Origin of the sequence: Paeniglutamicibacter sp. NPDC091659, assembly GCF_044756805.1 — a bacterium.
Lineage (GTDB): Bacteria > Actinomycetota > Actinomycetes > Actinomycetales > Micrococcaceae > Paeniglutamicibacter.
In genome coordinates this window covers 86,997-99,202 of record NZ_JBIVTO010000003.1, presented here as the reverse complement: position 1 = coordinate 99,202, position 12,206 = coordinate 86,997, and the positions used below count along the sequence as shown (strand labels likewise).

The 12,206-nt window shown below is 65.2% G+C and carries 9 protein-coding genes, 1 tRNA gene and 1 other RNA gene; 7 read left to right on the top strand and 4 right to left on the bottom strand.

The genetic code is table 11. The annotated features are described in order from the left end of the window. Nucleotides 1–6: 6 nt before the first annotated feature. Nucleotides 7–786, bottom strand: a complete 780-nt coding sequence (locus tag ACIQLF_RS08075) for a response regulator transcription factor (protein ID WP_400296602.1) — start codon at nucleotides 784–786, stop codon at nucleotides 7–9. A 328-nt stretch (nucleotides 787–1,114) separates the two neighbouring features. Here ACIQLF_RS08075 and ACIQLF_RS08070 point away from each other — a divergent pair, with 328 nt between their 5' ends. After that, complete coding sequence (locus tag ACIQLF_RS08070; protein ID WP_400296600.1) at nucleotides 1,115–1,621, top strand: histidine kinase; 507 nt, start codon at nucleotides 1,115–1,117, stop codon at nucleotides 1,619–1,621. A 59-nt stretch (nucleotides 1,622–1,680) separates the two neighbouring features. Continuing rightward, nucleotides 1,681–2,547 (top strand): DUF4097 family beta strand repeat-containing protein, encoded by an 867-nt coding sequence (locus ACIQLF_RS08065; protein WP_400296598.1) that lies wholly within the window; start codon nucleotides 1,681–1,683, stop codon nucleotides 2,545–2,547. 143 nt (nucleotides 2,548–2,690) lie between these two features. On the opposite strand, the gene ACIQLF_RS08060 is transcribed toward ACIQLF_RS08065, so the two are convergent. Then, nucleotides 2,691–2,775 (bottom strand) — tRNA-Ser (locus ACIQLF_RS08060). 427 nt (nucleotides 2,776–3,202) lie between these two features. Here ACIQLF_RS08060 and ACIQLF_RS08055 point away from each other — a divergent pair. The 5 genes from ACIQLF_RS08055 (at nucleotide 3,203) to recR (ending at nucleotide 10,025) form a co-directional block, all read left to right on the top strand. Continuing rightward, nucleotides 3,203–4,522 carry a DUF222 domain-containing protein gene (locus tag ACIQLF_RS08055; RefSeq protein WP_400296596.1) on the top strand — a complete coding sequence of 440 codons (1,320 nt, stop codon included), beginning with the start codon at nucleotides 3,203–3,205 and terminating at the stop codon, nucleotides 4,520–4,522. A gap of 40 nt (nucleotides 4,523–4,562) precedes the next feature. Next, nucleotides 4,563–4,659: signal recognition particle sRNA small type (gene ffs / locus ACIQLF_RS08050), an RNA gene on the top strand. Between the two features lie 49 nt (nucleotides 4,660–4,708). Next, nucleotides 4,709–5,629 (top strand): tRNA glutamyl-Q(34) synthetase GluQRS, encoded by a 921-nt coding sequence (gene gluQRS, locus ACIQLF_RS08045; protein WP_400296594.1) that lies wholly within the window; start codon nucleotides 4,709–4,711, stop codon nucleotides 5,627–5,629. Between the two features lie 10 nt (nucleotides 5,630–5,639). Further along, entirely contained in the window at nucleotides 5,640–9,227 is a 3,588-nt protein-coding gene (locus ACIQLF_RS08040; protein WP_400296591.1) for a DNA polymerase III subunit gamma and tau, read from the top strand. Nucleotides 9,228–9,323: 96 nt separating this feature from the next. After that, complete coding sequence (recR, locus tag ACIQLF_RS08035) at nucleotides 9,324–10,025, top strand: recombination mediator RecR (protein ID WP_400296588.1); 702 nt, start codon at nucleotides 9,324–9,326, stop codon at nucleotides 10,023–10,025. Nucleotides 10,026–10,055: 30 nt separating this feature from the next. Here recR and ACIQLF_RS08030 read toward each other — a convergent pair whose 3' ends face one another. Continuing rightward, entirely contained in the window at nucleotides 10,056–11,156 is a 1,101-nt protein-coding gene (locus tag ACIQLF_RS08030) for an ABC transporter permease (protein WP_400296586.1), read from the bottom strand. Next, nucleotides 11,153–12,133: an ABC transporter ATP-binding protein gene (locus tag ACIQLF_RS08025; RefSeq protein WP_400296583.1), complete on the bottom strand. Its 981-nt coding sequence runs from the start codon at nucleotides 12,131–12,133 to the stop codon at nucleotides 11,153–11,155. Before ACIQLF_RS08025 ends, ACIQLF_RS08030 begins: the two co-directional genes overlap by 4 nt. Between the last annotated feature and the right edge of the window lie 73 nt (nucleotides 12,134–12,206).

Below are 12,206 nucleotides of genomic sequence, written 5' to 3'. Positions count from 1 at the left end.
GTGCGGTTAGCGCTTCGCGGCCGATCGGTAGCCAACGCCTCGAACCGTTTCAATCCAACGTGGATCCTGGGTCGAGTCGCCCAATTTACGACGCAGATTTCCCATGTGGACCTCAACGGATCGTTCGTCGGCCGACGACACATAGGTTCCTGAATCCGATTCTTCGTCGCGCAACCGACGAACCAGCTCCGTCTTGGTGCGGATGTGACCGTTGGAACCCAAGAGCACATCCAGCAGCGTGAACTCCGTGGGCGTAATGTTTTTTGCTTCGCCATCCACTTCAACCGTGTAGGTCGATGAATTGAGCATCAGTCCGTTCAGCGAACGGACAAGATCGCCCTCGGCTTGGCCCAGCTGCGTTTTTGCTTGGGCTTCTGCCGGAACCGCAGGAGCTTCGTTCTTGGCCTGCGCCTGGCTATTGCGCCGACGCATGATGGCATCGACGCGTGCACGGAGCTCGCGTGGCTTAAACGGCTTGGTTACGTATTCGTCTGCGCCTGATTCCAGCCCGAGGATCGTATCGATCTCGTCGGATCGGGCGGTCAGCATGACTATGTGGGCGTCGGAAATCGTCCGAATCCTGCGTGCCGTTTCGAACCCATCGATATCAGGAAGGCCCAAGTCCAAGGTCACCAGATCGGGGCGGCGGGATTCCACCAGTTCGACACCCTTGACTCCAGAGTCCGTGGCGTGAACGTCAAATCCCGATTGCAGCAGGACCGCTTCGAGCAGCCCTCGAATGTCTTCGTCATCCTCAATGACGACTGCAACACGGTGATCGTTCATCAAATGCACCTTTCCCGGAGTCGATGCGCCATACGTGTACGGTGCAAGCTTCCCGCAAGTCTATTGAAAATAGTCCCCGGGATCACAAAACCGAACAATAGTGAGTCATAGATCTCACTGGCAGCTACATGAAACCGCTTCCCCACAAGGCGTTTGATGCGAGCAAGACGATGCACGAACATCGATCTTCAACCTTTTCCGCTCGCCGGATCGTGCAAAATGCCGAAGATCCGTCAATTTCGGGAAAGCTTGCGCAACATATGACATCAAAACCATTGACCTGACATCACAATGACGTCATTCTGGTGTCATGGATTTGACTCGATTTGTGAACGATCTACAGGAACATCTCGAAATCGCCGCCGCGGCCGGCGGTCCCGAGGCCCAAGAGCTCGCCTCTCGTCTCCTGGCGCCCCTAAATGCGGCAACACGGCTGGTACTCCTCGAGTCTCTGTCCGCGGCGGCCAACGAAATCACCCGCGAGATGGCTCCCGGTGGCGTCGACATCAGGTTGCGCGGACAAGACCCCGAATTCGTTGTGACGATGCCCGAGCAAGAAACACTGTTCACCGACTCTGCAGCACACGACAAGCGACCGGCGCCGGGCTACGACGTGCCCCCGCCGGCGACTTCAGATGAAGGCGGGGTCACCCGGACAACCCTGCGCCTGCCGGAGCCGTTGAAGCTCCGCATGGAGGCGGCTGCAAACCGCGAAGGCGTGTCAGTCAACTCGTGGCTCATCAAGGCCGTCTCCTCTGCGCTCGAAACCCAACCACGGCGAAGCCCGCGCCGCGACTCGCCTGCCGGACAAAGCCTGACCGGCTGGGTGCAATAAAACCGAAGCCTCCGGATCTTTGCCCGAAACCCGCAGCACTTCATATTCAAGGACATCCAATGCCTACCTTTCCCACCCCCACAGCCATCACCGTACGCAGCGGCCTGAGTGTCATCTCCGATGTCCACTTGGTTGCCAGCGAACGAACAGACACAGTCGTGACAATCCGCCCGCGCGATGCAGCCAAATCCGGCGACCAGAAAACAGCCGAGGCCATCACCGTCGACTTTGAAGAAGGGAAACTGACGTTGTCATCACCAAGCCGCCGCCGCTCCATGTCGCTGTTCGGCACCTCGGGTGCGGCAGAAGTTGAAATCCTGGTTCCCTCCGGTTCCCATCTTGAATCCACTTCCCCGCTCGGCGAAGTCTTGGTCTCCGGCCCCGTCGGAAATTGCAGCGTCAAGATCGCCATGGGATCCATCCGGCTTGAATCAGCCCGTCAAGCCAACCTCAAGACCTCCTTCGGTGACATCACAGCAGCATCGGTGGCGGGAGCCACCTCCATCGCCAGCAGCTCGGGCACCATCCGGCTAGGCAGTCTGGGGGCCCAGAGCGAGATCTCCTGTTCCAACGGAAATATTTCGATCGATCGAGCCGACGGGCCATTGCGCGTCAAGACCGCCAACGGCGATGTCAACATCAAGAAATGCAGGGATGACGTCACGGTCAAGAACTCGCACGGCGGCATCCGCGTCGAAGAGGCATTTTCCGGAACGCTCACCCTGCAAACGGCCACCGGAGGCATCAGCGTGGGGGTACCTGCGGGCACTGCCGCGTGGATCGACCTGAATTCCCAGCACGGTCGAGTCAGGAGCGCCCTGTCCGAATCGCCGGATGCAAGCTCCGCAACCGATCCTCTCAGGATCCATGCGCGCACCACTTGGGGCGACATCTACATTGAACGCAGCAACCCGGCAACCATTTGAGGGGCACGAAGAAAAGAGAAGAGCAAGGAGGTCGGGCCGGGTAGCCCTGATCCAAAAATCCGAGTCCCCGATTTCGGTTTCCCGAGGTTAAAACGAAATCGGTCTTGACCTGATTTCTCAAGTCAAGACCGATACCGTATCCGCGGAGGATGGGGGATTTGAACCCCCGAGGGCGTGAACCCAACACGCGTTCCAGGCGTGCGCCATAGGCCGCTAGGCGAATCCTCCAGCTTGCCCTATTCGGGCAGGTTCCAGCATAGCGGACATTTCCGGAGACGACGAATCGAGATTCTCCGACCGCCTCGCAGGCGTCGAATCCGGGGCAGGATCCACGCCCCGGGCACCCCTCGGACAAGATCGCCAAGGTTTTCCACAACCCCCGCAATCAGCGACCCGAGACCCATGCGCCGTGATGCAATGAAACATGGGAAAACTCGCCGCTCATCAGATGAACATGGAGCCGGAGAGGGTCGGAATACCGCCGGCCGGGTCGCGCCTATTCTGCGGCAGTGATGGCACATGGATCGCAGGTGTCGAGCGGTTCCTCGCCACGGAACCGCTGCAAACCGCAGTTACCAAGGTCACATGCAAGCCTTGCCCGAACACGCCCGCCGAAGGCCTGGAACAGCTGCGGCAAATCAGTCGGATACGTTCCATGCTCGATGGCCTCGAAGCGATGCTGCTGGCAGACACCAGTGAATTGGTCCAGCGCGGACTGGCCACTCCCCTGTCGGAAGAAAATCCGACGCTCTTTGACTACAAACGTGAAATTGAAGACCACGGCTATCCCATGACCCGGATGGACCAGGACCTGAACCGCTCATCCTTTGTGGCCGAGGCCGCCATGGTCACCAGGACCTCCGAAAGGTCCACCTTCAACCGCCTCGCCACGGCCGAGGGCCTGCGCTACATCCACGATCAATCCCTCTTCGAGCTGTGCCGCGGAAGCATCACCGGCCGCACGGCCAGCACCCTCGTCAGGCAAACCCAGGGAATCCCTGCGAGCACCGCCAGGCAAATTGAAACTTCGGTACTGCCCACGGCATTGACCGCATCGGATTCCTCCATGGCACTGCGCATCAAACGCCAGCGGGAACGCCTGCACCCCGAACCCGCATCCCACCGGCGCTCCCGGGCAGAAGGCGGCCGCTCATTGATGTGGTGGCCGGAATCCGACGGAATGGCGGTTCTCCAGGCGTACCTGCCTGCCGAAGACGTCCTTGCGATCTACAACACCGTAAACACCCACGCCGGCCGGCTCATGGACGGCGAGGAAGAGCGGCACGTCGGGCAGCTGCGTGCCGATGTGTTCCGTGACAGCCTGATCGATGGCTGGCCGGGGAACAAGCAAAGGAAGTCGGGACTGTTTGTGGGCCTGACGATTCCGGCCCTTGAACTGCTGACGAACCCCGAACGAGGCATAGCCGACCTTGAAGGCTACGGCCCCATCCCGCTGGGCGTCGCGCTGAAACTTGCGGCAAAGGCCCCCTCGCTGAAGCCGATCCTGACCGATCCATGGACTGGTTCCATCCTGGATTTGGGGCGCAAGCGCTACAAGCCGTCCAAGGCGCTGCGGGATTTCCTGCGGATCCGCGACGGGCATTGCCGTTTTCCCGGATGCCGCCGGGCGCCGTTGATTTCGGAGGTCGACCACATCGAAGCCTGGGCCAAGGGAGGCGAAACTTCCGAACAAAACGCCGAATACCTCTGCAAGCGGCACCAAATCTACAAGCACGTCCTGGGATGGGAAGCCGTACACCTTGGCAACGGCTCGATCCAATGGCGGACGCCGCACGGAATCACCCAGCTGGAATTGCCCGACGGCCTGATCCACCCGCGCCCGTTGAATCCAGACCCCGAGCCACAGCAACCCATGCTTCCCATGGTGCTCATTGACCAGCAGACCCGGCGCCTCCTGGGCTGGGACGAATCCGAACCGATCCCCGGTTTCCCTGAAAATGAGCCGGATTCCTGAGTCGATTTACGGCCACGGGCAATCCTCGGGTAGACTTTTTAACGGCCCCTCATGTGGTGTCATCCTGTTGAACTCCCCCAGGACCGGAAGGTAGCAAGGGTAGATGGGCTCTGGCAGGTGCATGAGGGGCCTTTACTGTCTGCCCGTAGTTGCGTTTGCTGCTCGAGGGATTGAAAAGGAGTAGTCATGGGTGCCGGACGATTCGCTCCCAGCCCTTCAGGGGAACTACACCTCGGCAACCTCCGCACCGCCATCCTGGCATGGCTTTTCGCCCGTTCCACGCAACGCGAATTCCTGATGCGCGTCGAGGACCTGGATCGCGCCCGGGCCGGCGCCGAAGAACTCCAACTCGCAGACCTGCGTGCCATCGGCCTCGACTGGGACGGTCCGACCGTCCGCCAAAGCGATCGCATGCCCCTATACAGCGAGGCAATCGACGACCTGCGTTCCCGCAACCTTCTCTTCGAGTGCTACTGCACCCGGCGCGACATTGCCGAAGCCGGTAGCGCACCACATGCCGCACCCGGAACCTACCCTGGCACCTGCCGTGATCTCACGGAATCCGAGCGGGAGGCGAAGCGGACGATGCGTCCCGCGGCCCTGCGTCTGCGCAGCGAAACCACCGATTTCACAGTCACGGATGTACTGCACGGGCAGTTCACCGGGGTCGTCGACGACTTTGTGGTGCTGCGCAACGACGGAGTCCCTGCCTACAACCTGGCGGTCGTGGTCGACGACGGCGCTCAAGGCATTGACCAGGTGGTGCGCGGGGACGATTTGCTCTCCTCGGCACCCCGGCAGGCGTACCTGGCGGAGCTGCTGGGGTACACCGTGCCGGGCTATGCACACGTCCCGCTGGCATTGAACGCGGAGGGCAAACGGCTGGCCAAACGCGACGGGTCCGTCACACTGGGCCAGCTCGCCGAGCACGGCGTCGGCCCGGAGGAAGCAAGATCCATGATGCTTTGCTCCTTGGATCTGCCGACCACGTCGCTTGATGCCGCGTTGGCGGTCTTCGACCCAACACTTCTGCCCACGGAACCGTGGGTCTTCACAACCGATCCGGGTGAGAAGCGCAGGATGCGCTTGGCACCGGAAAACCGATAGGGTGGCCATCGTGAGTACAGCTCTTTACCGTCGCTACCGTCCCGACAATTTCGCGGACGTGATCGGGCAGGAACATGTCACCACACCGCTAATGACGGCCCTGGAAAAGAACCGGGTCAATCATGCCTACCTCTTCTCCGGTCCGCGCGGTTGTGGCAAGACCACGTCCGCCCGCATCCTGGCCCGCTGCCTTAACTGCGCCCAGGGCCCAACGCCGACCCCGTGCGGCACCTGCCCCAGCTGCATCGAGCTGGCCAGCGGCGGCCCGGGTTCCCTTGACGTCATCGAGATCGACGCGGCGTCCCACGGCGGCGTCGACGACGCCCGCGACCTGCGCGAACGCGCAACGTTCGCCCCGGTGCGCGACCGCTACAAGATCTTCATCATCGACGAGGCCCACATGGTCACCTCGGCCGGCTTCAACGCCCTGCTGAAGATCGTCGAGGAGCCGCCGGAGCACATCAAGTTCATCTTCGCGACGACCGAACCGGACAAGGTCATCGGCACGATCCGTTCGCGCACCCATCACTACCCGTTCCGCCTGGTGCCGCCCGAGCCGCTGATCAAGTACCTCGAGTACCTGTGCACCGCCGAGGGCGTTGCCGTGGCCCCGGGCGTGCTCTCGCTGGTCATCCGCGCCGGCGGCGGCTCGGTCCGCGACTCGCTGTCCGTGCTCGACCAGCTGATCGCGGGCGCCGGACCGGACGGCCTTGACTACGAGCTGGCGGTGTCGCTGCTTGGCTACACGCACGCCTCGCTGCTTGACGACGTCGTCGACGCCCTGGGCGCCGGGGACGCTGCCACCGTGTTCGGCGCCGTGGACCGCGTGGTGCAGACCGGGCACGACCCGCGACGATTCGTCGAGGACCTGCTGGAACGCTTCCGCGACCTGATCATCGTGCGCGCCGTCCCCGAGAATGCCTCGCAGATCATCCGCGGGCTACCCGAGGACCAGCTGCACCGCATGCAGACCCAGGCCGCGGGACTCGGCCAGTCAGAGCTCAGCCGCTGGGCCGACGTCACGAACGCCGGGCTGACCGAGATGTCCGGCGCCACCTCGCCGCGACTGCACCTTGAGCTGCTGTGCGCCCGCCTGCTGTTGCCGGCCTCCGATGCCACCGAGCGCGGCTTCAACGCGCGCATGGACCGGGTCGAACGCCGTCTGGCCTACGCCGGGGACGAACTTCCGCAGGCCCCGGCGGGAGATGCCGGATACGCCGGCCACCCATCCGAATCCTCGGCCGGCTACGAGTCGGAAAACCAGGGCCAGGGTGCGGCCGCGGTGCGCGAAGCACTCCGCGCCGCGCGGGCCCAAAAGGAGGGCGGCCCCGCCGCAGCTCCGGCTCCGGCCGCAGCGACGACCCCCGAGCCCGTGCAGCAGCCTGCACCCCAAGCAACCCCGGATTCCGCCGAAGCCCCGGCCCCGGTTGCATCCGTGACCCCGGCGCCGGATTCCGCTGCACCCGCGGCTTCGGCTCCGGCCGCACCGGCACCTGCAAACGATTCGGAAAACTCGGCCGACTGGGGAGGCACTTGGGGACCCGTTCCCGACGCGCCGGCAAACCCCGTGACCCAGCCGGTGGCGCCCGCCCGGAGCACCCCGGTGAACCCGCCTGCGGACGTACCGCCGTTCAGCATCCTGCCCGATCGCGACCCGGAGCCCGAGGAAGGGGCGCCCGCACCTGCCGCGGCGCCCGCACCGATGCAGCAGAACCAGGCGATGGCCGACTTCACCAAGCGCGCCATGGAGGAAAAGGCCGCAAAGGAACGCGAAGCCCAGGAACGAGCGCACCAGGAGCAAGCCGCCCGCGAAAAGGCCGCCGCCGAACAGCGCGCCGCCCAGGAACGCGCTGCCCAGGAAGCAGCGGCCCGGGAACAGCGTGCAGCCCAGCAGGCAGCCGAACAGGAACGAGCAGCCCAGCAGCGCGCCGCGCAGCAGCAGCAGCAACGCCAGCAGCAGGCGCCTGTCCAGCAACAGCAAGCCCCGCAGTTCCAGCAGCAGGCGCCAACCCACCAGGCCGCGCCGTCGCAACAGCGCCCGGGACAGCAGGCTCCTACGCAGCAGGCAGTGCCTTCCCAGCAGCACCAGGGACAGGCCCAGCAGCCTCCCGCAACGCAGGCACCCCCGGCACAGGGCGCACCCGCGCACGCGGGAGGCGCGGGATCGGTGGAGATGTTCCGCCGCGCATGGCCGGACATCCTCGAGGAGCTGAAGGGCACCAAGCGGTTCCTCTGGATGACGGTTGCACCGCATGCGGCAATCACGGGCTTTGACGGCCGCACGCTGGCCGTCAGCTTCGCCAACCCGGGTGCGCTTACCGCATTCACCTCGCGCCCGGAGCACATTGCAATCCTTGGCCAGAGCATCCAGAAGGTCCTGGGCGTTCAGGTCGAGTTGGCCATCGTCGCGGGAGGTTCCGCACCGGCGGGTGGTTCTGGCCCAAAAGTTGATCGCCGGCCCGAGCCGGCGGTGACCTCGAGTCCAGCTGAATCCGCACCACAGCAGCACACCGCCATGCCCTCCCCCGGTGCACCCGCACCCGCTTCAACGGGATGGGGAACCCCGCAGCCTGCGGCGCAGGCAGCAGCTCAGGCAGCTGTGCCTGCGCCTGTTCAGCCCGCCGCACCTCGGCCTGCCCAGGCCCAGCCTGTGCAGCAAGCGGCCCAGTCCCAGGTTGCAGCCCCGGGAGCCCCGGCGTTCGCGCAGGGCCCGGCAGCGCCGGCAGCGCCGGCGCCAGTCGCGCCGGCACCTGCCGCACCAGCACCAGTGGCGGCAGCGCCGGCACCCCGTCCGGCAACATCGGCGCCGTCGCCCGCGTCCGCACCCGAGCAAGCCTCGCCACCTTTCGGCGATGACGACCCGGGGTTCGGACCGGAACCCACCTTCGATTCCGAACCGTGGGACGACGCGGGCGGGGACTGGGATGCAGCTTCCGTTCCCGTGCCCGATTGGGATGCGGATCCCGGCACGCCAACAGGCTCGGCCGAACCCGCCTGGGGAATGGATTCCGCGGCTCCCGCACCCCGTGCGGCAGCCGCATCGCTCCCCCCGATTCCGCCTCCGGCAACCCCCAAGGGCTATGTCGCGCCCGCGCCCTCGCTGGGTGCTGCCGATCGTCCGGTCGCCCCGCCACCCGGCGCCTCGGCCGCAACATGGGGCATGCCGGTGCCCGCGCCTGCCGCGCCCGCACCAAGCGCCGGCCCGGCCCAGGCTTCCAGCGCCCCGGCATCGGACGGAAAGCTCAGCCGCTACCAGCGGCTGATGAACCGCGCCGCGGGCGTGGCCGACGGCGGAAGCGCCAGGGTCGCCGCGCAGCAGGTTCCCACGGATCCGGCGGCGGGAGCCTGGGGCAACCCCGCGGATGCACCCGATTTCGCGCGCCCGCGGCCAACACCGGAGCCGAACCAACAGGCCCCCGCACAGTCGACGCCGGTAGAATCGGATGATACGGAATTCGTTCCCAGCGACGACGACATCGCCATCGAGGACTCGTCCCTGCTTGGAGTGCCGGCCATCGAGCGCATTCTCAAGGGCCGTGTCATCGAGGAACGCGATCCCCAGGGCAATGTGATCGAACGCCCGGACAGGATCCGCTAGGCTTCACCGGCGCTTTCGATAAAGTGTCGCGTCGGACGTGTAGTCTCACCCACGGTCAGTTATCGGGAACAGCAAAATTAGGCAGTGTGAACGCAAGTGTACGAAGGTGCAGTCCAGGAACTCATCGATGAGTTGGGCAGGCTTCCGGGGATCGGCCCGAAGTCGGCCCAACGCATCGCCTTCCACATCCTTGAGGCGGACCCGGAGGACATGAAGCGGCTCTCCGAGTCCATCCGCGTGGTCAAGGAACGCGTGAAGTTCTGCAGCATCTGCTTCAACGTCTCCGAATCCGATACCTGCGGGATCTGCCGCGACGAACGCCGCAACGATTCCGTGATCTGCGTGGTCGAGGAGTCCAAGGACGTCATGGCGATCGAGCGTTCACGCGCCTTCACCGGGCGCTACCACGTGCTCGGCGGCGCCATCAATCCGATCAACGGGATTGGACCCGAACAGCTGCACATCCGCGAACTCATCGCCCGGCTGGGCGACGAGCGCATCACCGAGATCATCCTGGCGACGGACCCGAACCTCGAGGGCGAAGCCACGGCCACGTTCCTGACCCGCACGCTGCGCCCGCTGGGCATCGAGATCACCCGTCTGGCCTCGGGCCTGCCTGTCGGCGGGGACCTGGAATACGCGGACGAGGTCACCCTCGCCCGGGCCATCGAGGGACGCCGCTCCACCGCGGTCAAGGCACCGGCCGCTCCCCTGGTTCGGTCGGCCCCCGCGCCGGCACCTGCTGCCGAGACGGCTGCCGCCGCAAGCCAGGCCCAGGACCCCGTCTCCGCCGGTTAGGCGATCGCCGGGGCCCCGGGCCTTGGGAAGCTAGGCGATGCGGGTTCCCGACGCCAGCTTCCCGGCAGGGGTATGCAGCTTGCGCCGCCCGGCCGCCAGCAGCCCGCCGGCCAACAGCAGCTGCAGGCCCAGGCCCAGCGGCCACAACGGCGTCGCGTTCGCGGGCGCCGGTTCGGGACTCTTGACCCCGTTGATGCACGGGGTGGAATTCAGCTGCCCGGCCTGCGACATGCGCACGCCCTCGCTGATTCCGCCCATCGGTCCCATCGTGTCGAAGGACTGGCTGCTCGGGTCCGGAGCCGGGCGCGGCACCGCGTCGGCCACCACCACAAACGGGTTGGCCGCCAGCAGCCAGGTGTTGCGCTCGGTGGCGTAGGTCGTTTGCTGGTAGAGCGCCGTCCCGCAGGTGTAGTTGTTCTGGTCCCATTCGAGGGTTCCGTCGCCGTTCATGTACTCGTCGGGCCAGATTTGTTCGGACACCATGACCTCGGTCTTGACCAGTTCCATGCTCAGTCCGTAGGCGATCAGCGTGCCAAGGCCCAGCATGGCCACCAAGAGGTAGGAGATGAGCACCGCGAAAAGGGTCCGGTTGGCCACGGCCGAGACCCCGACGCCGATCGCGCAGACAATGGCCAGTTCCAGGGCCAGCATGCCCAACAGCACGGGAACCCCGGGCAGGTACACGTCCCCGTAGGTCATGGCCCATCCGATCAGCGGAATCGTCACCACCAGGAACCCCAGGGAGGCGACCCACGCGGCAAGCCACTTGCCGATCAGCAATTGCCCCGGCGTGAGCAGGGTGTTTTGCAGGATGGCCAGGGTGCCGTTGGCCCGGTCGCCGGTGATGGAGTTCGAGCTCAGGGCCGGGGCGATGAGCATTCCGAAGAACAGGACAAACGCGATGACCAGCTCGAACATCACCTGGCCGGCACCGAATTCCTCGGACCCGACGGCGACCGCCGCAAGGGCCACGACGCCGGCGATCACCAGGAACCAGATGGCGAGCATGATGAACCAACCGCGGCTTCTCACGCGCTGGAGGATCTCCAGCTTGAAGATCGTTCCGATCCCGGGAAGGTAGCCCAGGGTGGAGGACGTTTCGGGCGGGCGCTGCGTGACGGGGGCGCTCATGGCGATCCTTCCTCAAGGCTCAGGTAGGTCTCTTCAAGGAGTCCGGAGGACGGGGCGAAGGCGGTGACCGGAACACCGGCCGAGACCAGCGCGTTCAGCAGTGCCGCCGCTTCCGCTTCTCCGGCGAGTCGGGTCTTGGCATTGCCCCGGGGCGAGTCGTAGTCCTGTTGGTAGGAGGCCTCGACCAGGTTTTCCTCGAGGAGCTTGCGCAGCGCCGGGACATCAAGCGTTGCAATGGTGTAGCTGCGGGTCTGGGCCCCGGCCTCTGCCAGGGTTTGGCTGCGCACGGTGTGCCCCTTGGAGATGAACACCGCGGCGTCCGCCATTTCATCAAGCTCCGCCAACACGTGGGAACTGATCACCACGGTCTTCCCGCTGTCGGCCAGCTGCCTGAGCAACAACCTCAGCTGGACCCGGGCTCCCGGGTCCAGGCCGCTGGCCGGTTCGTCAAGCAGCAACACGGCGGGGTCATTGATCAGCGCGCGGGCCAGCGAAAGCCTTTGCGCCTGGCCCCGCGAGAACACCCGGGCGGGGGTGTCGGCCAGGTCGCCCAGGCTCACCAGTTCAAGCAATTCCGCGACACGCACCGCAGCACGCTTCTTGTCCATGCCGTAGAGCGCCGCAACGGTGGTGAGGATTTCCCGGCCGGTCAGTGATTCCCAGACGCCCAGGGTGTCCGGCATCCAGCCGAGCATCGCGCGCACCTCGCGCGGGTTCGTTGTCGGACCAAGACCGGCCACGGAGATTGAACCGCTGTCGGGGCGCAGCAGTGAAGCGAGCATCAGCAGGAGGGTGGTCTTGCCGGACCCGTTGGGGCCGATCAGCGCCGTGACCTCGCCGGGCATTGCCCGGAAATCGATGTTCTCGACGGCATGCACCGAACCGAACGAGCGGGCCAGACCCGTGACCACGATGCCGCCTCCGCGGGCGTTCTTGCGTTCCAGCACTCGGCCTGGACTTGGGACTTCGGATTCCATGGGCTGCTACTTCCCCGATTCAAAACGCGAACATTGCCCCCAACCCTACGCACTTGGCCCAGTCACGTCCCGT